Source organism: Marinobacter sp. MIT930201, assembly GCF_047122665.1.
Lineage (GTDB): Bacteria > Pseudomonadota > Gammaproteobacteria > Pseudomonadales > Oleiphilaceae > Marinobacter > Marinobacter salarius.
This window is the reverse complement of the sequence record NZ_CP138916.1, coordinates 4,257,139-4,279,462: the sequence shown is the minus strand read 5'-3', so window position 1 is coordinate 4,279,462 and position 22,324 is coordinate 4,257,139. Positions and strand designations below refer to the sequence as shown.

Annotated in this window: 20 protein-coding genes and 2 tRNA genes; 12 read left to right on the top strand and 10 right to left on the bottom strand. The window is 55.8% G+C overall.

Annotation, left to right across the window (positions count from 1 at the left end; genetic code table 11):
• Positions 1-20: 20 nt before the first annotated feature.
• Positions 21-782, top strand: coding sequence for an ABC transporter permease (locus SIC19_RS19470; RefSeq protein ID WP_007152138.1), 762 nt, complete (start codon positions 21-23; stop codon positions 780-782).
• Positions 779-1,255, top strand: coding sequence for a DUF192 domain-containing protein (locus SIC19_RS19465; RefSeq protein ID WP_127401329.1), 477 nt, complete (start codon positions 779-781; stop codon positions 1,253-1,255). Before SIC19_RS19470 ends, SIC19_RS19465 begins: the two co-directional genes overlap by 4 nt.
• Positions 1,256-1,260: 5 nt before the next feature.
• Here the strand turns inward: SIC19_RS19465 and SIC19_RS19460 are convergent, their stop codons facing one another.
• Positions 1,261-2,052, bottom strand: a complete 792-nt coding sequence (locus tag SIC19_RS19460) for an enoyl-CoA hydratase (RefSeq protein WP_127401331.1) — start codon at positions 2,050-2,052, stop codon at positions 1,261-1,263.
• Positions 2,053-2,092: 40 nt separating this feature from the next.
• On the opposite strand from SIC19_RS19460, the gene SIC19_RS19455 reads away from it, so the two are divergent.
• From SIC19_RS19455 to SIC19_RS19445, 3 genes are all read left to right on the top strand, one after another.
• Positions 2,093-3,559 (top strand): patatin-like phospholipase family protein, encoded by a 1,467-nt coding sequence (locus SIC19_RS19455; protein ID WP_127401333.1) that lies wholly within the window; start codon positions 2,093-2,095, stop codon positions 3,557-3,559.
• Between the two features lie 4 nt (positions 3,560-3,563).
• Positions 3,564-4,436 (top strand): DMT family transporter, encoded by an 873-nt coding sequence (locus SIC19_RS19450; protein WP_127401335.1) that lies wholly within the window; start codon positions 3,564-3,566, stop codon positions 4,434-4,436.
• Between the two features lie 129 nt (positions 4,437-4,565).
• The gene (locus SIC19_RS19445) at positions 4,566-6,749 is read left to right on the top strand and encodes an OsmC domain/YcaO domain-containing protein (protein ID WP_127401337.1); all 2,184 of its coding nucleotides are present in this window, start codon (positions 4,566-4,568) and stop codon (positions 6,747-6,749) included.
• Between the two features lie 14 nt (positions 6,750-6,763).
• Here the strand turns inward: SIC19_RS19445 and SIC19_RS19440 are convergent.
• From SIC19_RS19440 to SIC19_RS19430, 3 genes are all read right to left on the bottom strand, one after another.
• Positions 6,764-6,872, bottom strand: a tRNA-OTHER gene (locus SIC19_RS19440).
• A 409-nt stretch (positions 6,873-7,281) separates the two neighbouring features.
• A complete protein-coding gene (locus SIC19_RS19435; RefSeq protein ID WP_075195767.1) occupies positions 7,282-8,235 on the bottom strand; it encodes a DUF4435 domain-containing protein in 954 nt (317 codons plus the stop codon).
• Positions 8,235-9,566: an AAA family ATPase gene (locus tag SIC19_RS19430; protein ID WP_075195768.1), complete on the bottom strand. Its 1,332-nt coding sequence runs from the start codon at positions 9,564-9,566 to the stop codon at positions 8,235-8,237. Before SIC19_RS19430 ends, SIC19_RS19435 begins: the two co-directional genes overlap by 1 nt.
• Before the next feature lie 230 nt (positions 9,567-9,796).
• On the opposite strand from SIC19_RS19430, the gene SIC19_RS19425 reads away from it, so the two are divergent.
• Complete coding sequence (locus SIC19_RS19425; protein WP_075195769.1) at positions 9,797-10,888, top strand: IS630 family transposase; 1,092 nt, start codon at positions 9,797-9,799, stop codon at positions 10,886-10,888.
• Between the two features lie 361 nt (positions 10,889-11,249).
• On the opposite strand, the gene SIC19_RS19420 is transcribed toward SIC19_RS19425, so the two are convergent.
• Together SIC19_RS19420 and SIC19_RS19415 are read right to left on the bottom strand one after the other, a co-directional pair.
• Positions 11,250-11,336: transfer RNA gene (locus SIC19_RS19420), tRNA-Leu, on the bottom strand.
• A gap of 89 nt (positions 11,337-11,425) precedes the next feature.
• The gene (locus tag SIC19_RS19415; protein WP_075195770.1) at positions 11,426-12,058 is read right to left on the bottom strand and encodes a class I SAM-dependent methyltransferase; all 633 of its coding nucleotides are present in this window, start codon (positions 12,056-12,058) and stop codon (positions 11,426-11,428) included.
• A 181-nt stretch (positions 12,059-12,239) separates the two neighbouring features.
• Between SIC19_RS19415 and SIC19_RS19410 the strand changes: the two genes are divergently transcribed.
• Genes SIC19_RS19410 through cydC form a run of 4 tightly spaced genes read left to right on the top strand, consistent with a single transcriptional unit; the run spans position 12,240 to position 17,951 of the window.
• Complete coding sequence (locus SIC19_RS19410; RefSeq protein ID WP_127401339.1) at positions 12,240-13,670, top strand: cytochrome ubiquinol oxidase subunit I; 1,431 nt, start codon at positions 12,240-12,242, stop codon at positions 13,668-13,670.
• 2 nt (positions 13,671-13,672) lie between these two features.
• The gene (gene cydB, locus SIC19_RS19405) at positions 13,673-14,674 is read left to right on the top strand and encodes a cytochrome d ubiquinol oxidase subunit II (protein WP_036207368.1); all 1,002 of its coding nucleotides are present in this window, start codon (positions 13,673-13,675) and stop codon (positions 14,672-14,674) included.
• Entirely contained in the window at positions 14,675-16,345 is a 1,671-nt protein-coding gene (cydD, locus tag SIC19_RS19400; protein WP_127401341.1) for a thiol reductant ABC exporter subunit CydD, read from the top strand.
• Entirely contained in the window at positions 16,338-17,951 is a 1,614-nt protein-coding gene (gene cydC, locus SIC19_RS19395; protein WP_127401343.1) for a thiol reductant ABC exporter subunit CydC, read from the top strand. Before cydD ends, cydC begins: the two co-directional genes overlap by 8 nt.
• A 5-nt stretch (positions 17,952-17,956) precedes the next feature.
• Here cydC and SIC19_RS19390 read toward each other — a convergent pair whose 3' ends face one another.
• The gene (locus SIC19_RS19390; protein WP_075195774.1) at positions 17,957-19,198 is read right to left on the bottom strand and encodes a saccharopine dehydrogenase family protein; all 1,242 of its coding nucleotides are present in this window, start codon (positions 19,196-19,198) and stop codon (positions 17,957-17,959) included.
• Positions 19,199-19,225: 27 nt separating this feature from the next.
• Entirely contained in the window at positions 19,226-19,651 is a 426-nt protein-coding gene (locus SIC19_RS19385) for a hypothetical protein (protein ID WP_041333373.1), read from the bottom strand.
• A 125-nt stretch (positions 19,652-19,776) separates the two neighbouring features.
• Between SIC19_RS19385 and SIC19_RS19380 the strand changes: the two genes are divergently transcribed.
• Both SIC19_RS19380 and SIC19_RS19375 read left to right on the top strand, forming a co-directional pair.
• Positions 19,777-20,106: a hypothetical protein gene (locus SIC19_RS19380; RefSeq protein WP_036207383.1), complete on the top strand. Its 330-nt coding sequence runs from the start codon at positions 19,777-19,779 to the stop codon at positions 20,104-20,106.
• Positions 20,107-20,114: 8 nt separating this feature from the next.
• Positions 20,115-20,579: a hypothetical protein gene (locus SIC19_RS19375; protein ID WP_075195775.1), complete on the top strand. Its 465-nt coding sequence runs from the start codon at positions 20,115-20,117 to the stop codon at positions 20,577-20,579.
• Positions 20,580-20,620: 41 nt separating this feature from the next.
• On the opposite strand, the gene SIC19_RS19370 is transcribed toward SIC19_RS19375, so the two are convergent.
• Both SIC19_RS19370 and SIC19_RS19365 read right to left on the bottom strand, forming a co-directional pair.
• Entirely contained in the window at positions 20,621-21,562 is a 942-nt protein-coding gene (locus tag SIC19_RS19370; protein ID WP_036207389.1) for an electron transfer flavoprotein subunit alpha/FixB family protein, read from the bottom strand.
• Positions 21,563-22,312: an electron transfer flavoprotein subunit beta/FixA family protein gene (locus SIC19_RS19365; protein ID WP_036207392.1), complete on the bottom strand. Its 750-nt coding sequence runs from the start codon at positions 22,310-22,312 to the stop codon at positions 21,563-21,565. It abuts the gene before it with no gap.
• Positions 22,313-22,324: the final 12 nt, after the last annotated feature.

The window sequence follows — 22,324 nt, the reverse complement described above, 5'->3', positions numbered from 1 at the left end:
CGGTATGCGGGAGTAACGCAATGAACCTTTACGGTGTCCGAGCAATCTACAACTTTGAAATGGCCCGCATGCGCCGCACCCTGATGCAGAGTGTCGCCTCGCCGGTAATCTCCACCTCTCTGTACTTCGTGGTGTTTGGCTCCGCCATTGGCAGCCGCATGGGCGACATCGACAACATCAGCTACGGTGCCTACATCATTCCGGGCCTGGTAATGCTGTCGCTGCTGATGCAAAGCATTTCCAATGCCTCGTTTGGTATCTACATGCCGAAGTTCTCCGGCACGATTTACGAGCTCCTGTCGGCACCGGTCTCCTATCTGGAGGTCGTTCTCGGCTACGTCGGTGCCGCCGCCACCAAGTCCGTCATACTTGGCGTCATCATACTGATTACCGCCAAACTGTTTGTGGACTACGACGTGCTCCACCCTTTCTGGATGTTCGCCTTCCTGGTGCTCACCTCCATCACCTTCAGCCTGTTCGGTTTCATCATCGGCATCTGGGCGGACGGGTTTGAAAAGCTGCAGATTGTTCCGCTGATGATCGTGACACCGCTGGTGTTTCTCGGGGGCACGTTCTACTCCATCGAAATGCTGCCGGAGATCTGGCAGACCATCAGCCTGTTTAACCCTGTGGTGTACCTGATCAGCGGCTTCCGCTGGGCATTCTACGGCGTGTCTGACGTGCATGTGGGTATCAGCGTGGGCATGACACTGCTGTTCCTGACGGCGTGCATGGTCGCGGTGTGGTGGATCTTCAAGACCGGCTACCGGCTGCGTTCGTGAGAGCCCTGCTGGTTTGCCTGGCGCTGCTGTTCTCCGGTTGCCTGGCAGCACTCCCGGACAATGACGAACTGCCGGTGGAACAGGCATGCCTGATCTCTGCCGGGCAGGCGATGCCCATCACGGTTGAAGTGGCGCGCACGCCAGCCGAACGCAGCCGCGGGCTGATGGACAGGGAGAGGCTGGCTCCAGACGCCGGCATGCTGTTCGTCTATAACAACCAGCGCCGTGCCGACCACGGCTTCTGGATGTACCGCACGCTGATTCCACTGGATATTGCCTATCTGGACCGCGACGGCACCATCGGTGCCATTCACCCTATGGAGCCCTGCCCGTCGGACCAGGGCCGGGACTGCCCAACTTATGAAGCCGGCGTCCCATTTTATCGGGCCCTGGAAATGAACCTGGGCTATTTCGAAAGCCGGGGAATTGGCGTGGGAGATCGACTCTCCCTGAAACCATCAGACTGCCGTTAGCCGCCCTACTCGTCTTTCCATTCCGGTTTGCGCTTGTCCAGAAACGCGCAGATGCCTTCGTGGGCGTCGGCCGCCTGCAGGTTCTTTGCCATCACTTCCGACGTAAAGTCGTAGGCCTCGGCCAGCCCCATCTCCAGTTGTTGATAGAACGCCTCCTTGCCAATCTTCAGGGTATGGCCGGATTTGCCGGCGATGGTGGTGGCCAGGCGGTAGACAGTTTCGTCAAGAACCTGCTCATCCACCACCCGGTTCACCAGACCGATCTGCTCAGCCTTCAATGCTCCGACCATCTCGCCGGTTAACAGCATTTCCATAGCCTGCTTGCGGGATACGTTGCGGGACAACGCCACCATGGGCGTGGAGCAAAACAGGCCGATGTTCACACCGGGCGTGGCAAAACGCGCCGTATCAGCCGCTACCGCAAGGTCGCAACTGGCCACCAGCTGGCAACCGGCCGCGGTCGCCACGCCAGCCACACGGGCAATCACCGGTTTCGGCAGGTTCACAATCTGCTGCATTACTTTGCTGCACTGATTGAACAGTCTCAGCTGGAACTCATGGCTGTCGAGTTGGTCGCGGATTTCCCGCAGATCATGCCCGGCGCAGAACACCTGCCCTGCGGCCGCAATCACCACCACCCGTGTGTCCACGTCATCCGCAACAGATTCCAGTTCGGCGGAAAGTGCTTCCAGCATGGTCATGGACAGGCTGTTGCGGCGCTCCGGCTGGTTCAGTGTGAGCGTGGTGATTCCGTTTTCGGAGTATTTCTTTACCAACAGTTCGGTTTGCTCAGTCATCATCCCCCCTACTTCGTTTTCCTGATGTATCCTTTATCCCATGAGAGATACAAAGAAACAACGCCGGGAACTGGAAAAGCAACTCACCGAAGCCTCCTCCTACAAGCACTGGCTCGCCACCGCCACAAACCTGGATGAACTGGAGGGAACGCTGGCGTGGCGGGAAGAGGATGGCTGCGAACTGCTCCACGAAGCCCTGATTCGCGACCACATCACGGCCATGAAACGCTGTCGCGACAAGGGCGATACCCGAGCGCTGACGCGGGTTCTGCAGGAAAGCCTTTATCGCCACCTGGGTGAGATTGGCAACCCTGACCTCTACGCCATCTCCTGGAGCGGCACCAAAGTCCTGGTCAGCGAGTTCCTTTATGAAGTGGAACGTTCCATGAACTTCATCTGCGACAACCCCATGCCGGGCGTATCTGACCAGCAAAAGCTGCGCCTGTTCCGGGATGCAGAGCGAGTGTATGGCCGCCCGGCCCTTATGTTGAGTGGTGGCGCCGCCTTCGGCATCTATCATATTGGTGTCACCCGCGCACTCTGGCAGGAAGGACTGCTTCCCGACGTGATTGCCGGCTCCAGCATGGGGGCGATTGTCGCCGGCGCCATCTGTACCCGTAACAATCGCGAGCTCGAGCGCTTTTTCAACGAACCCGGGGAGATCCACCTGGACGCCTTCCGCTGGCTCGAACCCAAACGAATCTGGCGAAAGCGTCACGCCATGGACCAATCCCAGCTACTCCACCACATTCGCACCAACATCGGCCGTACCAGCTTTCAGGAAGCGGCTGAACGAAGCGGCCGCACCCTGAACATTTCGGTATCGCCGACCCGTACTCGCCAGAAACCCCGCCTGTTGAACAACCTGGCCTCACCGGAGGTACTGGTGGATTCCGCCATCCTGGCGTCCTGTGCCGTGCCTGGCATCTATCCGCCGGTAACGCTCCAGGCCAGGGACAAGGATAGGGGTGACAACGGGGGCAAGCCCTATATGCCCACCGAGCGATGGATCGACGGCAGTGTTCATGGCGACCTGCCGCTGATGCGCATGGCGCGGTTGCATAACGTTAATCGCACCATCGTCAGCCAGGCAAATCCCCATGTGTTGCCCTTTATCAGCCATCACCACCAGCGCGGCCCGGGCGCCTCTGCCAAACAGGCTGCCGCATCGCTGATGCACGCCCAGGTAGCGACAACGCTTCAGCTCACCCGCAACAACTGGTCATCGACGGTACTGCGGCCTTTACTGGAGCAGGCTCATGCCATGGCCACGCAGACCTATTTGGGGGACATCAACATACAGTTCCCGTTCAAACCGCTGCTGTATCGCAAGATATTGTCCAACCCCAACAAGGAAGACCTGGAAATGTTCGTCCGGCTTGGAGAGCAGGCCACCTGGCCGCGAATGGCCATGATTCGAGACCAGACACGCATCAGCCGTACGTTCAGCGACTGCATCACCCGGCTTGAGAAAGCCTGCACCGCCAACGACAACGCAGCGGAGTAGCGGCTTGCAGACAACCCGACTCAAAGGCCTGACCATTGCCGCACTGGGTGTGCTGTTCATCGTGCCGGACGCCCTGCTGGTGAAAATCACCTCCGTGGAGCCGGTGGTGTTTCTGTTCTGGCGCGGGCTGTTGCTGGCGTTCAGCTTTCTGGTGATCAGTTCGGTCCGCTATCGCACCCGCCTGGGGGCTGAGATCCGTCGATGCGGCTGGAAAGGGGTGTTCTGCGCCGTCGCCTTCGGGTTAAGCCAACTGGGTTTTGTGATGGGCATGAAAAACACCGCGGCTGGCAACGTGCTGGTCATTCTCAACACCTCTCCGGTCATTGCCGCACTCATCGCCTGGCTGGTCTGGAAAGAAGCCCTGCCGTGGCGAACCTGGATGGTCATCCTCGTGTGCGTGGCAGGCGCCACCCTGATGGCATTTGGCGAATGGGGGCGCGGAGATCCTTTAGGGCTGATCATGGCGGGCGTTGCGGCAACCGCTCTGGCGTTGAATCTCAACGTGGCACGCTCAAAACCGGACAGCGATATGAGCCTTGTACTGATGTTCGGCGCGCTGCTCGTTGCCGGCACTGCAGCGCTGGCGGGCGGCGCAGTGTTGCTCTCACCCCGGGATGCCTTATTCATCGCCCTGCTCTGCCTGTTCTTCCTGCCGGTGGCGTGCGTGCTCATCCAGATTGGCCCACGCTACATACCGGCCGCAGAAGTCAGCCTGATGCTGTTACTGGAAACCATACTGGGCTCTTTTCTGGTGTGGCTGTTCCTCGGCGAGGTTCCCACCACCCTGAGCCTGATCGGCGGCGCCATTGTCTTCTCCGCACTGATGGTCCATGGCTGGATAGAGGTGAAACGGTATCGGCAAACCCGTTTGGCTTGACACATCCGTTGATGTACGGACATTCCCATCCGATTTGTAAGCCACCCAAGACGCAGGGCGGCAAAAACTGGATAATGGCCCTCCGGCTTTTGAAAGCCCGCTCAATTCTGCAAACCCGGTACGCTGTTCATGGAAATCAAAGTTAATTTTCTCGAAAACCTCAGGCTTGAAGCCAAGTTTGACGATTTCACCGTGGTCACGGACCAGCCCATTCGCTACAAAGGCGACGGCTCGGCCCCCAGCCCGTTCGATTATTTCCTGGCGTCATCGGCGCTCTGTGCGGCGTACTTTGTGCGGGTTTACTGCAAGGCGCGGGACATTCCCACCGAAAACATCCGTCTGTCGCAGAACAACATCGTCGACCCGGAAAACCGCTACAACCAGATTTTCAGAATTGAGGTGGAACTGCCGGAAAACATTTCCGACAAGGACCGCCAGGGCATCCTGCGCTCGATTGACCGCTGCACCGTGAAAAAAGTGGTACAGACCGGCCCCGAGTTCCAGATTGAAACCGTCGAAAACCTCGACGAAGACGCCCAGGCCCTGCTGATGGCGCCGGAAGGTGACACCAGCACCTACATCGAGGGCAAGGACCTCCCGCTGGAACAGACCATCGCCAACATGAGCGGTATACTGGCGGACTTGGGCATGAAGATCGAAATCGCCTCCTGGCGCAACATCGTGCCCCACGTGTGGTCGCTGCACATTCGAGATGCCGCCTCCCCGATGTGCTTCACCAACGGCAAGGGTGCCACCAAGGAAAGCGCACTGTGCTCGGCATTGGGTGAATTCATCGAACGCCTGAGCTGCAACTTCTTCTACAACGACCAGTTCTTCGGCGAAGACATCGCCAACAGCGATTTCGTCCACTACCCCAACGAAAAATGGTTCAAGCCAGGACCGGACGACGAGCTGCCCGAAGGTATTCTCGACGACCACTGCCTGGCCATCTACAACCCAGAAGGCGAGCTTTGCGGGTCTAACCTGACCGACACCAACTCCGGCAAGACCGACCGGGGCATCGTGTCCCTGCCGTTCGTACGCCGATCCGACGGCGAAACGGTGTATTTCCCCTCCAACCTGATCGAGAACCTGTTCCTCAGCAACGGCATGAGCGCGGGCAACACTCTGCCAGAAGCCCAGGTACAGTGCCTGTCTGAAATCTTCGAGCGCGCGGTCAAGAAGCAGATCATCGAAGAGGAAATGGCGCTGCCGGACGTGCCCCAGAGTGTGCTGGATAAATACCCGCACATTGTTGAGGGCATCAACGCTCTGGAAGCACAGGGATTCCCGATCCTGGTGAAAGATGCCTCCCTGGGCGGCCAATTCCCGGTTATGTGCGTGACACTGATGAACCCGCGAAACGGCGGCGTGTTCGCCTCTTTCGGCGCGCATCCGAGTTTCGAGGTGGCGCTGGAACGCAGTCTGACCGAGCTGCTTCAGGGCCGCAGTTTTGAGAACCTCAACGACGTACCGGCGCCCACCTTTAGCACCCAGGCAGTGACGGAGCCCAACAACTTTGTCGAGCACTTTATCGATTCGACGGGCGTGGTGTCCTGGCGGTTCTTCAGCGCCAAATCCGACCTGGAGTTCTGCGAATGGAACTTCTCCGGCACCAACGAAGAAGAGGCCAGCACCCTGTTCGGCATTCTGGAGGACCTCGGCAAAGAAGTGTACGTGGCGACCCACGAAGACCTGGGCGCGCCGGTATGCCGCATCCTGGTACCCGGCTATTCCGAGGTCTACCCGGTAGAGGATCTGGTGTGGGACAACACCAACATGGCGCTGGACTACCGCGAAGATATCCTCAACCTCCACGCCCTCAGCGATGATCAGTTGGCCGACCTGGCCGAGCGCCTGGAAGCCAGCCAGCTCGACAACTACATGACCATCATCAGCCTGATTGGCATCGAGTTCGACGAGAACACAATTTGGGGCCAACTCACCATTCTGGAACTGAAACTGCTGATCTGCCTGGCCCTGCAATGGCACGAAGAAGCCCAGGAATTTGTCGACATGTTCCTGCAGTTCAACGACAACACCGTGGAGCGCAACCTGTTCTACCGTGCCGTTAACACCGTTCTGGAAATCACCCTGAGTGACGAACTGGAACTGCCCGACTACCTGCCCAACCTGCAGCGCATGTTCGGCGAAGACACCATGGCGGCCGTGGTCGGCTCAGTCAGCGGCGAAGTACGCTTCCATGGCCTGACGCCCACCAGTATGAAACTGGAAGGCCTGGAGAAGCATCAGCGGTTGGTTGATAGTTATAAGAAGTTGCACGCGGCGCGGGCGCCTAAAGCGGGCTTGTAACAGGTGTCGATGTATGGTGCTCCCGGCCGGAATCGAACCGGCACGACCTTGCGGTCGAGTCAACGGCTCGAATTAGAGCCTGGGCAGGTAGCTGGGGTATCCACCAGTTTCAGTTATGGGAGCTCCCAGTGTGATTATTTACCGAGAGCTCAGGCGGCTCAGGAACATCAAAGGAGAACGGAAGGGGCTCATCAGCTAGCTCGAAAAAGCGGTCGATAATGACGACTGGAAGCAATACGTGGAACTGATGAGCAACGTTTGCCTCCAGCTAAAGGATCGGCCGTTACGGGCCCTCATGATACCGAAGACAATAGAGAACAAATATCACGAAATAGCAGAGCAATTGAAAGACTTGGTTGGTTCCGCAGGTCGGGTGATGACCAAGATCTACGAGTGGACTATCGGTCAAACTAGGCCGTCCGAGGACGACATTCAACTCAGCGGTTCGTGTGAAGTTTCAGTAAGAGGCGCAAACACGCCTCCTTGGAGTTCTGTCAATAACTGCCCGCTAGACTCTTCTCTTCGTTGAGTATTATGCCGAATTTGAAAGCAACGTCTTGTATGAAGCAAGGAAGCCCATGAGGCATTCAGGTGTCTCAGCATACTGGGAGAGCTCAGAGATGATGCTATCTTTGGAGAGGGTAAGACGAATTTTTGCCTTTTCGTCGAAAACGACCGGCCGCGTACTCGAGATGTCTTCCCTAAGCTTCACTAAAAACATTCGGAGAAAATCAATAACCTGCTTGCCGCGGTAATCAGTCTCCCACTCATCAATTTGCAATGATGTCTCAGCCTCGCGCCGTGCACATTCGTCAATTACGAAGTTTCCTGTATCTTTAAACACAGAGCTAGGATCCTCACTGTCATACTTAGTGACAACACCATCAAGTAGTACTGACACAAGGTCTTCTGTTTTTATATTCCTAACATTTAATTTGGCAGCTTTTAGGCCGTCTCGCTCCATAATTCGATGGGCTTTAACCCATACATTGAATTGAAATAGGGCGTCTCCGAATTCTCGTTTAAGCCTGCGGAGCAATTCAACGCAGTCTTTGAAAGAGTGCCTCTGATGGTTAAATTCAGTGGCACCAAACTCTGCTGCTAGAACTTTTTTGAATACGTCTTCCGAGATATACAAGTTCTCGATCGAGTAACAAGGAGTAACATAGATCAAAGCTGAGTTAGGATTTTCAAACCAATGTTCGAAATCTCTGTCTATAAAAAATAAGTATCTATAACTTCTATATACTGGGTGTTTAGAAATCTCGGAAAATACATCTAATACTACTTTTTTTCCTCCAGTATCAATCCCATGCCAAAAAAAGCCAGATAGACCATGTGACACCCTTGAAGAATAATACTTTTCATCTTCTCCTTCGAAAAAGCAAACCACGGCATCAGGGGCTTTAGAGACAACTCTCGTAAACTCCATAAACTTTACGGAGTAAGATTCCGTCATCGCTTTTAGATAGTCCACCCTATTCATTACAACTCCTGGATATAGGTAGAAAGATCTACAGCATTTTCCATCAATTCATTTTCAAAAATAAATGGTGAATGGGTCGTAGTAAATAAAAAGGAACATTTTTTAGAGTTCAAGATATCTGGCAACAAACTTTTTTGCCATTCTATCGATAAAGAAAGCTCTGGCTCATCAAAAAATATTGCTAGGTTTTCATCTTTTTGCAAATATAGTTTTGCAAAAAGTGAGATTATTTGCTTTTCACCCGACGATAACGTTTCAATATCGACGAGTCGGTTATTTTTTCTCCTGACAATGTTTACTGTGACGTTACTTTCGTTATAAACCATCATCTTGTCACCAAGATAACGATTACAAACTTCAGTAAACTCCTGAATGCAGGTATCGTTTTCTTTTTGCTGCTCGTAAACCTTTGTTAAATTAGCGATAAAGTAGATGAGCGGCTCATGCCTGCCGTCATATATGTCACCACTTTCTACCAGATCCAGAATGCGATGCTTATACTCTTCGTCAATATTATCACCGATACGATCCAGTACTATCTTTATAGCATCGGGATTCTTTATGCTCTTCTTTAAATCTTCATCAACACTAAAACCATCTACCAGTTGACTGAGCATTTCTCCATTCACCTTTGAGAACCACTCAACCGAACTTTTCACTATTTCTTCAGTAATTTCTTTAATTTTTGTATCAACATCACCCATTCCAAAATTAATAGCATTATCATGGATAAATTCACCATCCTGATGATCTAGCCCAAGTTCTTTAAAGTCTTGCTCAACCCTTCGAAAGGTTGGCAGGTATAGAAACTGATAGTCGACCTTATCTGCTATTTCCTTCAGAGTATCTTTCGCCTTGGTGCGTTCAGCTAAGCCTTCGTTACCTTCTATTATCTGCTCTAAAAAGTCCAAAAAAGTAGAATAAGGAAGCTCGATCATTTTTCTGGAGGAGCGAAATATTCCAGAGCTTCGAAACTGCGCTTTTGGCATACTAAGGTATGCCTCCAGTAGCCTTTCGGCTCTATGGACGCCAAGCTTTTTCATCAAATGATTGTAGAAACCGTGATTCGCAAAAGCGTCACTCCGAAGGGCAAGATTATCCTTTTCGATACAAAATTCTTCGCCATCGTCAAATTCGATCTCAATCTTATGAAAAGGAATTTTCCTGAGCTTAGATACATCGCCTGAAAGCGTGGCATACAGAGCGTTTAATACGGTAGTTTTACCATATCCGTTTTCAGCAACAAGAACCTGAATGTGGCTATTAAAGGGAATTTCAATATCTCGTTCCTCATATAACCCTCTGATTGCGAATCTTGATACCCTTGCCATTTTTTTTCCTTATGGATAAAACTAACTTTCTCAGATATCGCCAACTATCGGCTGTTGAAAGCAGTATGCTCAATTGTCGTTCTACAAATGGTAATAGCCTAAATTTTCTACAAATTTTTAGCATCTTTACCGATATTAGTCCAGGCCCAACTAGTGTTCCGTTCGGTTAATTCGCTGGCTTATATAGGTTATAATAAGGGCTCATTGATTAGCAATAACAGGTTCCCATTGTGCCCAAGCCCGCAGCCCCATTTAATCTGACCGTAAACGATCAACTGGAACTCGAAGGCTGGTGCCGAACAAACACTCTGAGTCAGCATCTGGCTCAACGCGCCAGGATTCTTTTGTTACTGAATGACGGCGAGACGCCTCAAGGGATTGCAGACTCGCTTCAGGTTAGCACTCAAACGGTTTTCAAGTGGCGCAAGCGTTATAGCGTGCAAGGTCTTGAGGGGCTTTATGATGCGCCCCGACCGGGTCAACCCCGAAAACTGGACAACAAAACTGTCAAAAAGATTTTAGAAGACACGGTCCACAAGGTCCCGACAGAAGCCACACACTGGAGCCTCAGCCTCATGGCAAAGCATGCCGGGGTGACGCGCTGGCAAGTGCGCCAGATCTGGCAAGCGGCGGATTTAAAGCCGCACCGGCTCAAAACGTTCAAAATCAGCAACGACCCGAACTTCGCTGAGAAAGTGTGTGACGTTGTCGGCCTTTATCTGAATCCACCGGACAATGCGCTGGTTCTGTCTGTTGATGAAAAGACCCAGATCCAGGCGCTCGACCGGACACAGCCAAAATTACAACTCAGGCCAGGACAAATTGAGCGTCATACGCACGACTACAAGCGCCATGGTACAACCAGCCTGTACGCGGCTTTTAACATTTTGACGGGCGAGGTGATTGGTCGTGTTACTCAACGCCATCGTGCCAAGGAGTTTCTGGACTTTTTGCGACAGATCGACCGGGAAAGCCCGAAGGATCTGGATCTGCACGTGATCCTGGATAACAGCTCGACTCACAAGACCCCGGAGGTCAAAACCTGGCTGGCCAAGCACCCTCGCTTCAAACTGCACTTCACACCTACGAGCGCATCGTGGCTGAACGCCGTTGAGGGGTGGTTTGGACAACTGGAACGCCGCGCCCTTTATCGAGGCATTTTCACCAGCGTTGCTGAATTGAAGTCAGCTATTAAAAAGTACATCAAGATTCACAACGAGAAACTGGCCAAGCCATTCCGGTGGCATAAAAGCGCCGAAGCTATTATGACATCGGTGGCGCGGGCAAAGCTGAGTGCCATTGATAATAAGCGCGCGAATTAACCGAATGGGACACTAGATTGGTCTGGGATGCAATCCACTATTAACCGTTTCAAGAGACGCACACTGAGGGCGGTAGACAATTTCATTTTTGCGAGATCCGGAGAGGCCAGAGCCACGCAAAAGTCAGCACTGAAGCCGTTTTTTTAGACCAATAAAGCACTGAGGATAGGAAGTTAGAACAAACACCAAATCCAATTGGAGGTCGAGATTTCTAAGCCCTAGCGGGCCGGCCGCATGACCGCAAAACATTAACTATCATCTAGGCCGCCGCATCATCATTTCCCGCCAAAGAATTTTGTCTACATTTTAAAGAAGGCGTTTGACGAGCAACCGAAGAATACACATACCCGATTGTTTTATATGGTGCTCCGGGCCGGAATCGAACCGGCACGACCGTGAGGTCGAGAGATTTTAAGTCTCTTGTGTCTACCAATTTCACCACCGGAGCATTCGGAGGGGCTTGTAAGGCACTTTTGAGGGGCAGGATTGTATAAGGCCGCGCCCGGTAACGCAATTGGGATTGCGGTGGAGGTGTTTTTAGCTAGGTTGCTGAGGCTTCCGCGCCCTGCCCTTGTAGATATAACCAGCGAATTTCGGGGCCTTGGGCACGTATAGGTTTTCCAGTTCGGTGATCTCAAACCCCGCTTCCCGGATCAGGTCCGCGATCGGTCGGTTGAGGTGGCAACCGCCGGCGATTTTCTTCCAGCCTGGGGTGATGCGGTGTTGCCATTTGCACACGCCCTGGTCCGGCGATTCGCCGTGTTCCAGGAACAGCAGTTCGCCGTCGGGCTTGAGTACCCGCTTCATTTGATCCAACGCGGCTCGCCAGTCGGGTATGGTGCATAGGGTGAACGTAAGCAGTACCGTGTCGATGCTATTGTCCGAAAGCGGAATTTGCTCGCCCGGTAAGTCCAGCCATTCCACGGCAACGCTGGATCTGGCCAGGTTGGCCTGTGCCTTTCGCCGCATGCCTTCGGACGGCTCCAGGCCGTAGACGAGGCTAACGGTATCCGGATTGTAGAACTCCAGATTAATGCCCGAGCCCATACCCACTTCCAGCACAGTGCCGTTTGCCTTCGGCACCACTTGGCTGCGCAGCTTCATTACCTGCCCTACTGAGCAGGAGTAATCGATCAGGTGTGGCAGTATTCGCTCGTCGTAGAAACCCATGGAGCCTTCCTATACTTGTTTTAAATCAAGGGGTGCGACATTCTGTCCCTTGGTTTTCCCTGTGCTACGGGTAGCATGGCTACTATCTGCCGGTAAAACAACACTACAACCCAGCCAAGGCAGCGGCCAAGCGGGCGCCAAGCTCGTTTATTCTGTTCACTGTAGTGTCCGGAGGTTCCGCATGGAACTTGATCCCGTCTTTCTGTCGCGAATCCAGTTTGCGTTCGTGGTGTCCTTCCACGCTATCTTTCCGGTGTTTACCATCGGGCTTGCGTCCTACATTGCAGTGCTCGAGGGCCTGGCGTTTAAAACCAATAACCCTTCCTGGGCGAAACTCTCTGCCTTCTGGACCAAGGTGTTCGCGGTGGTGTTTGGCATGGGCGTGGTGTCGGGCATTGTGATGTCCTTCCAGTTCGGCACCAACTGGAGCAACTTTGCCCAGGCGTCCGCCAACTTCCTGGGGCCGATGCTGAGTTATGAAGTGGTCACCGCCTTCTTCCTCGAGGCAGCCTTCCTGGGCGTGCTGCTGTTCGGGCGCGACAAGGTGCCTGCCGGGGTTCACCTGTTTGCGGCAGTGATGGTGGCCACGGGCACCTTTATATCATCGTTCTGGATCCTGTCAGCCAATAGCTGGATGCATACCCCCGCCGGTACGGAATTCAGGGATGGGGTGTTCTTTGTCACCTCCTGGAGCGAGGCGATATTCAATCCGTCCTTTCCTTATCGCTTTTCCCACATGGTGGTGGCCTCGTTCCTGACTGGCTCGTTCGTGGTGGCGGGTGTCAGTGCCTGGTATCTGCTTCGCAAACGTGAGGTTGAGGCGAACCGGCGCGCGTTGTCCATGAGCCTGTGGCTGATTCTGGTTCTTGCCCCCACCCAGGCGGTTATCGGGGATTTCCATGGCCTGAACACGCTGGAACACCAGCCCATGAAGGTCGCCGCCATGGAAGGCAACTGGGAAACCTCGCGTAATGTGCCGCTGCTGTTGTTCGCGATTCCCGATCAGGAAAACCAGACCAACCGGTACGAGGTAGCCATTCCCAGCCTGGCCAGCCTGATCCTCACCCATGAGTGGGACGGCGAAGTGCCCGGGCTGAACGAAGTCGCGGTGGACGAGCAGCCGCCGGTCGCAATCGTGTTCTGGTCATTCCGGGTGATGGTTGGCCTGGGTATGCTGATGATCCTCTTTGGCCTCGCCGGCCTGGTATTGAGGGCCGGTGGCCGATACTGGCAAACCCCCTGGTTCCTGCAAGGGTTGCGCTTTATGAGTCTGACACCCTTTGTGGCGGTACTGGCCGGCTGGTTTGTCACGGAGATTGGCCGCGCGCCCTGGCTGGTGTATGGGCTGATGAACCAGAGCGAGTCGGTTACGCCGTCATTGACCGGCGGTATGGCGCTGTTCTCCCTGATTGGCTACATCGTGGTCTATGCTTTGGTGTTCAGTTCCGGTGTCTATTACCTGATGCGGGTGCTGTACGTGGGCATGGAAGACGAAGACGCAGAGGACGGCCATGAAGCCGAACGGCCGAAACGTCCCTTCTCGGCCACCCATGTGCCGTTTGAGATTGATGATAACGGTCGTCAAAAGCCACTGAACCAGGGAGGCCACTGATTATGGAACTGTTCGATCTGGCCCTGATCTGGGCGTTTATTATCGGTTTCGGCATTATTATGTATGTGCTGATGGACGGGTTTGACCTGGGCATTGGCATTCTCTTTCCCTTCGCGCCGAAAGAAGAAGACCGGGACACCATGATGAACACGGTGGCACCGGTCTGGGATGGCAACGAAACCTGGCTGGTGCTTGGCGGGGCGGGCCTGTTGGCGGCGTTTCCACTGGTTTACTCCACCATTCTGCCGGCGCTGTACATTGGTGTATTCCTGCTGCTGGCCGGTCTGATCTTTCGCGGGGTGGCGTTTGAGTTCCGCTTCAAGGCCAGAACCTCGCGCTATCTCTGGAACTGGGCCTTCGCCGGTGGCTCCACGGTGGCTTCGTTTGCCCAGGGCGCCGTGGTGGGTGCCTATATCCAGGGCTTTGAGATTACCAACCGGGTCTATACCGGCGGTGCGCTGGATTGGCTGACTCCCTTCACGGTGCTGACCGGTTTCGGTCTGATGGCCGGCTATGCGTTGCTGGGCTCCACCTGGCTGATCATGAAAACCGAGGGCCGCCTGCAGGACTGGGCGTATCGGATCACTATTCCGCTGCTGCTGGGTGTGTTGGTCGTGTTTGCGATGATCAGCGTCTGGACGCCGTTTGTGGATGAAGCGGTGAAAAACCGCTGGTTCTCCAATCTGAGCATTATCTGGATATTGCCCGTGCTCGCCCTGCTCTGTGCCTTTCAGATCTTCCGGTCAGTTCGGAACCGGTTTGAAGGCATGCCGTTTGTCGCGACGGTGGGGCTGTTCATCTTTACCTACCTGGGCTTGATCGTCAGCCGCTGGCCCTATGTGGTGCCGCCGGAATACACGCTCTGGGACGCCTCCTCCGCGTACGGCTCACAGTTGTTCCTGCTGCTGGGGCTGCTGTTCGTGATTCCCATTGTGCTGGTCTACACCGCCTGGACCTATTGGGTGTTCCGGGGCAAGGTACGGGCTGGCGAGGGATACCACTAGGTGGCTGAACAAGCCGAGTCAAAACGTTGGCTGGGGGCACTTGCCGCCCACAGCCGGCGGCTGATCCTGGCCACGGTTTCGGCTGGCGTTGTGGTGGCCCTTGCCACCATCGCGCAAATGGCGTTCCTGGCGGGCATTGTTCATCAGGGTATTGTGGATAAGATACCGGTGGCGGAACTGTCGCTGCTGTTCACCGGTGCCATTATCGCGATATTGATCCGCGGTGTGGCTCAGGGGTTACAGGCCCGCTACGCAGCCCGCTGCAGCCGTGAGGTGCGTAGCGAGGTTCGCCATAGTATCAACCGGTGCTGGCAGGCCAGCGGGCCGGTTTCGATGAGCCAGACCTCCGCCGGCACCCTGGCGCGAGAATGGCTTGACCACACGGACGCCCTGCATGGGTATTTCGCCCGTTTCCTGCCCCAGATGATGCTCGCGGTGGTGGTGCCGCTGATGATTCTGGTGGTGGTATTTTCACTGGACTGGCTCGCGGGGATCTTCCTCCTGCTGTCCGCCCCATTGATACCATTGTTCATGGCACTGGTCGGGATGGGCGCGGAAAAGCTCAACCAGCAGCATTTCCGGACCATCGGTCGTTTGTCCGGCCAGTTTCTGGATAAGGTTCGGGGATTGACCACCCTGCAGTTGTTCGGCCAGACCGCTCCTGCCACAGAAACCCTGCGCAAGCGATCCGACGAATACCGCCGCATCACCATGAAAACCCTGAAGATTGCGTTCCTGTCCTCAGCGGTATTGGAGTTCTTCTCCTCCGTGGCCATTGCCGTCGTGGCCATTTACATCGGCTTCGGGTTGCTGGGGTACATCACCTTTGGACCGTCCAGCGACCTGACACTGTTTTCCGGGCTGTTGATCCTGCTGCTCGCCCCGGAGTTTTTCCAGCCTCTGCGATTGTTGTCCCAGCATTATCATGATCGCGCTGCGGCGATGGGTGCCAGTTCTGAAATCGTCGATCGGTTGCAGGGAGTTGATAAACCACAACCGCAGGCAGAGCCCCGTCACCAGCCGGAATCTCCCGATATTGTGGCCATTCGTGACGTCGCTCTTGCCTACGATGCCGCCAGGCCGGTGTTGGACGGCGCGTCTCTGGTGATCAACAAAGGCGATGTCATCGCCCTCACCGGCCCTTCCGGTGGCGGCAAAACCTCGCTCTTGCATCTGTTGGCCGGCTTCATGAGACCAGACCGGGGGCGTATTTCAGTGTTTGGAGAACGTGCCGGCGACGAAGCCTTTGGCTGGCTGGGTCAGTCCCCCTTCCTGGTGCATGGTACCTGGGCCGATAACCTGCGCCTGACCACGCCGGACGCGACCGACATCGCCATAGAAACCGCCTTGCATCACGTTGGCCTGGAAAGCCTGATCAAAGGCCGGGAACGGGGAATCTACAGCGCCATTACCGAAGACGGCCAGGGGCTCTCCGGCGGGCAGGCACGCCGCTTGAGCCTGGCGCGGGTATTTGTGGCCAGTTACGACCTGATACTGCTGGATGAGCCCACAGCGGGGCTGGACAGTGACAGCGAAATATACGTGCTGGAAGCGCTGCACAAGCTGGCGCTGGCCGGTAAGACTCTGGTTTTCGCCACTCACCACCAGGCACTGCTGACACTGGCCAACCGTACTTTGCTGGTGACGGAAGGAGGCGTTGCAGATGCGTGAGCTTGGCCCCTGGTTGGCATTGATTTTCCGTCGCCCCGGTCGCCTGGTGACCGGCGGCATTCTCATACTGGCCACTCTGCTTGCGGGTATGGGGCTGCTGGCATTGTCGGGCTGGTTTATTACCGCCACGGCGCTCTCCGGCATCCTGCTGGCAGCCGGTGTGCAGGCGTCCATCAATCTGTATGTCCCTGGTGGTGGCATTCGCTTCTTTGCCGTGGCGCGAACGGTCGCGCGGTATGCCGAGCGGGTGTACAACCACGATACCGTGCTGCGCCTGCTGACGGATATCCGAGTGGCCCTGTTCGAGCGTTTATCCACCGCCGGCCGGGACCGGAGAACCCGTTTACGCGGCCCGCAATGGCTATCCCGCCTGACCAATGACGTGGATGCCCTGGACACGCTGTATCTGCGCCTGATCGCACCTACGGCCCTTGCTGCTTTGGTAACGGCGATACTGCTGATCGCCGCGTGGTTGATGTATCGCGGGGAACTGGCCGTCGGCCTTGCTCTGGTGCTGGTACCGGCATTTTTGGTGGCAACGCTGCTGGTTTACCTGCGAACCCGGCATCTGGTCTACCAGCAGACGGCGGCCCGCGAACGGGTAAGAACAGACGTCATCGAGCACATCGAGGGCTTCGGGGAACTCACCGCCGCAGGACGCATTGGCAAACATGCCGCCCTGTGCCTGCGCCAGGCGGGCCAGATCACCCGCAACGAAGCCCGCACTGACACACGCACCGGCTGGAACCTGGGGCTATCCCAGGTCATGGTGAACCTGTCGGTGGTGCTCGCGCTGTGGATGGGGCTAGAGCTGTTCCAGGCGGGGTCCATAACCGGCCCGATGGTTGTGCTGCTGCCAATCGCCCTCCTCGGTTTACAGGAAATCTATTCGATGCTGCCGGATGCATTCGCGCGCCTGGGGGGCACGCTTGCTTCTGCTGCGGCGCTCAACCGGGACTGCGCTCCAGAACCCTCCCAGGGTGCGCACGAACAACAGCCACATGGCAGTGACTGCGCCCTGGAACTCGAGCGTGTGACGATCCGTTTCAGCGACCATGCGCCGGTGCTCAGTCATTTCGATATGGCGGTCGCTAAGGGCGAATGGGTGGGAATCATTGGCCACTCCGGCGCGGGAAAATCCTCACTGGCGGATATCATCGCAGGCCTTGAGACGCCGGCAGTCGGGCGTATTCACGCGTTACCGCTGGCCTATCTGACACAGAAAACCGTACTGTTCGATGACACCCTGAAAGCCAATCTGCTGATCGGCCGCCCAGACGCCACGGATGCCGAGCTCTGGCGGGTTTTGGAGCTGGTGGCGATGGCAGACCGGTTTGTCCACGAACCGGCACAGCTGAACACTTGGCTGGGCTCCATGGGTAGCCAGTTATCTGGCGGTGAAGCCCGGCGTATTGCACTGGCACGGGTGCTATTGAACAAAGCGCCGTTATTGATTCTGGACGAACCGTTCACCGGAGTGGACGCCGAAACCCGGAACAACATTGCGACGGGTATGAGGCAGTGGTTGGCAGGAAAAACGGTGGTGTCACTGGGGCACGCGCCGGAGGCCTTACCCGCCTCCGACCGTACCATCCGGCTGGCCTAGCGGCCTCAGCTGGTTTCCAGTACTTCGAAGGTCAGGCCAGCCTTGCTGGTCAGGCGCTCATAGAGCTTGCCATCAAGAAGCGACGATGGTGTCCAGAAACCGCCCTGTTTTTCGGCCGGTACATCAAACGCCAAGCTCATACCTGCCTCGCCCAGCATCTTGCCGGTTGAACCGTAACCGGGGTCGCGGTCACCCGTGACTTTGGTCCTGATGATCTTGCCGTCGGTCGTCTTGCCCACAAAGCGCAGATCGTAAAAGCCATTTTTCTGGGCTTCCGGGCTTGGGCCCTCGCCCGGCTTGGGCACGAACTTTTCCACCACCCAACGAGTTGGCTTGAACGCAGACGCGGTGAAGAAACCTCCAAGCGCGCCGGTAATTCCGTAAGCCGCGAGACGACCTTTCACACCACGACCAGTCATCATGGCCTCATCGTAGGTGAACTCCTTGCCATAACGAGCGTTCTGCAAAGCGTTGGAACGATGGACGATCCGGGTGTTGATGGCCCCCATGACGAACGGTGCCAGCCAAACGCCGAAGTCGTTATCGAACTCTGCGCCTTTCAGGCTCGGTTGCCGGGTTTTGGAGCGGTGCTCCGGCGGGCAGATCGAAAACGGGTTGGCCAGTTCCTTGCGCAATTTCGGGTCGGCGGCCGCTTCCTTGGCGATGTTCATCATGCTGGCCACGGTGCCACCGGAGAACTCGCCCTTGGCGATTTTGACCCGCATCCGCACGTCCTGGCACGGAGCGCCGAGGGTTTCCGCGGCTTTCTCCTGCAGGAACCAGACCCCCATGTCTGATGGGATGGAGTCAAAGCCACAACAGTGGACGATACGGGCCCCGGAGGCCTTGGCTTTGTCCTCGTAGGTGTCCACCATCTTGCGGATCCATTGCACTTCGCCGGTAAGGTCGCAATAATCCGTACCGGTTTCGGCGCAAATCTTGACCAGCGGTTCGCCATACAGAGCATAGGGACCAACGGTTGAGATCACCACACGTGTCTGGTCACACATGGCTTTCAGGGCGCTTTCATCGGCGGCGTCTGCCACAATGACGGGCAGCTCAGACGCCGACGGGCCCAGGCCCTGTTTGAGGGTGGCCAGCTTGCTTTCTGAGCGTCCGGCGATGGCCCAGCGAACGTCTTTGCCGATACCATAGGACTCCAACAGGTAACCGGTAAGGATCTGCCCCACGAAGCTGGTGGCACCGAATACCACGATGTCGTAGGTGGTGTCAGTCTTTGTGCTCATTCGTTGTCCTTAATCCATTTGGATCAATTATGAATTGGTGGCGGTCGACCGCGACGCTTTTGCACCCATCAATACCAGGAACAGCGCTACACCCAGGCCCCAGAAGCCGTTCAGTATCAGCCCGCCAACCCAGGTCTGGGCGGTGACAGCGATGCCCTTCAGCGGGAAGACCACCAGCATGGCGACGGCTGTCGGCCCGATGGCGCCTACTATTACATTACCCAACCAGAACTTAAAGCCGCCAAAGCGGCCAAGGATCGCCCAGAGCACGATCCCCCAAAGTCCGCCAAAGAAAGCCAGCGAGAAAACAGCGGGAATACCCAGCGGCGGAACCGCAGCCATGTTAAAGGGTGCGGATGGCACCATTCCCACGAAATAAAACACGGCAAACAGCCCCTGATGAAAGATCAGGGTGGCAAGAAGGCCACTGACAAATGCTTTTAACCAAATCATGTCACTATCCTTTCGTTTATTTCCCTGGAGGTTGCAACAAAACGTCGCATCGGCCAATCGAATCATCGTACCGATACTGCACACTCTGTCAGACTCAATGAACCCGAATCCCGGAGGTTAACCCATTGAACACCCTGCTTCTGGTACTGAGCCTCATACTTGCCACTCTCAGCGCCTGGCTGTTCTGGCAGGTACGTCTCCAGCAAAGATCCATTGGCAAGGCGATGGCTGAGAGCTATGGCCCTGATAATACACGGGAACCGGAGCTGATACTTACGCTGCGAGTAAAAGATCCGATTGCCCTGGCAAAACGCGAATCGAAGTCAGCCCGCATGTTGGCAGACCGTCTTCCGGTGATGGTGAAACGGCTGGTGTATCAGGAAGTCATGAAAGAGCTCGAACTGGAACTGGCCGAACGGGAAATCGACGTGGAAATGAAGCTCGAATACCGATAGGAGGCGCCATGGACATCGTATCACTGCTCAGTTTAAGCGCCATCGTGATCTCAACGGGGCTTATGGCGGTTGCGTTCCAGCAACACAGCCGCAACACCCGAACTCTCCGTATCCTTCACTCCCAACGGATTTCGGCCAACAGCCATATCCAGAAAACCCGGATGGATCTGATGGAAACCCGAAACCGGGCCCGCTTGCTGGAGGAAACCGTCAAGAATGGCACCAGCGCGGTAGAGAAGGTTCACAAGGCCATTACCACCACAACGTTCAGCCTGATTGACCGCTTTTCAAGCAATGAGGAGTTCCGCGAAAACGCCCGTCGGGCGCGGGAAACCCACGACCAGACCAGTGACCAGATCTATCGCTCGGTGCACACCACCAACAAGGCGTTGCATATACTGGCGGACACCCTGTTTTTCGGTAAGAAGGAAAAACAGCTGACGGCACGAAAAAAGCCGAAAGACGAGCAATAAAAAAGGCACCCTAGGGTGCCTTTTTTAGTAGAGTCAGAAAGTTACAGGACTTTCTTCAACTCTTCCTCAAGCTGCGGAACCGCTTCAAACAGATCCGCGACCAGGCCGTAATCCGCCACCTGGAAGATCGGCGCTTCTTCGTCCTTGTTGATCGCAACGATCACCTTGGAGTCAGACATACCGGCCAGGTGCTGGATGGCACCGGAGATACCAACCGCGATGTACAGCTGCGGTGCAACGATCTTACCGGTCTGGCCGACCTGCATGTCGTTGGGCACGAATCCTGCGTCAACAGCCGCACGGGACGCACCAACAGCGGCGCCCATCAGATCGGCAACCTGCTCCAGCATCTTGAAGTTGTCGCCGTTCTGCATGCCACGGCCACCGGAAACCACGATACCCGCGCTTCCCAGGTCCGGGCGGTCAGACTTGGCCAGCTCTTCGCCGACAAAGGTGGACAGGCCAGCATCTTTAACCACGTCCAGCTGCTCAACGGCGGCGGAGCCACCTTCACCAGCCACCGGATCAAAGGCGGTCGGGCGTACGGTGATAACCTTGATGCTGTCAGCGGATTTCACCGTGGCAATGGCGTTACCAGCGTAAATCGGGCGAACGAAGGTGTCTTCGGACTCCACACGCATGATGTCAGATACCTGGGCAACGTCCAGCAGCGCAGCAACGCGCGGCATGAAGTCTTTACCCGTGGTGCCGGCAGCGGCCAGGATATGGCTGTAGCCCTTGCCCACTTCGGCAACCAGCTCACCCAGGTTCTCGCCCAGGAAATGACCGTACGCAGCGTTGTCGGCAACCAGTACCTTGTTAACGCCTTCGGCCTTCGCAGCCGCTTCGCCTACAGCGCCGCAGTTCTCACCGGCAACCAGTACGTCGATATCGCCACCAATGGCCTTGGCAGCCGCGACGACGTTCAGGGTAGCCTGCTTCAGGCTGCTGTTGTCATGTTCAGCAATTACAAGGATGCTCATTTAGATCACCTTCGCTTCGTTCTTCAGTTTGTCGACCAGCTCAGCTACGTCAGCGACTTTCACACCCGCCTGACGGGAAGCCGGAGCCTCAACCTTCAGGGTGGACAGACGCGGAGCAAGCTCAACACCCAGATCGGCCGGGCTCATGGCATCCAGCGGCTTCTTCTTGGCCTTCATGATGTTCGGCAGGGACGCGTAGCGCGGCTCGTTCAAGCGAAGATCGGTAGTCACAACCGCCGGCAGGTTCAGGGCCACGGTCATCAGGCCGCCGTCGACTTCGCGGGTCACGTTGACCTTCTCGCCTTCGACAACCACTTCAGACGCGAACGTGCCCTGACCCATACCGGTCAGCGCGGCCAGCATCTGGCCTGTCTGGTTGTTGTCGGAATCGATGGACTGTTTGCCAAGAATGACGAGCTTGGGCTCTTCCTTCTCAACCACACTCTTGAGCAGCTTGGCCGCTTCGAGAGACTGAACCTCTTCGTCAGTTTCGATGTGGATACCCCGGTCAGCACCCAGTGCCAGAGCGGTACGAATTTGCTCCTGGCAGGCCTTCGGGCCGATGGATACCACCACGATTTCACTGGCAACGCCCTTTTCCTTCAAACGAACCGCTTCTTCAACAGCGATTTCGCAGAATGGGTTCATTGCCATCTTGACGTTGGCGAGATCAACGCCGGTGTTGTCCGGCTTGACGCGCACCTTCACGTTGTAGTCGATTACTCGTTTTACAGCGACCAGAACCTTCATAGATTCCTCGTT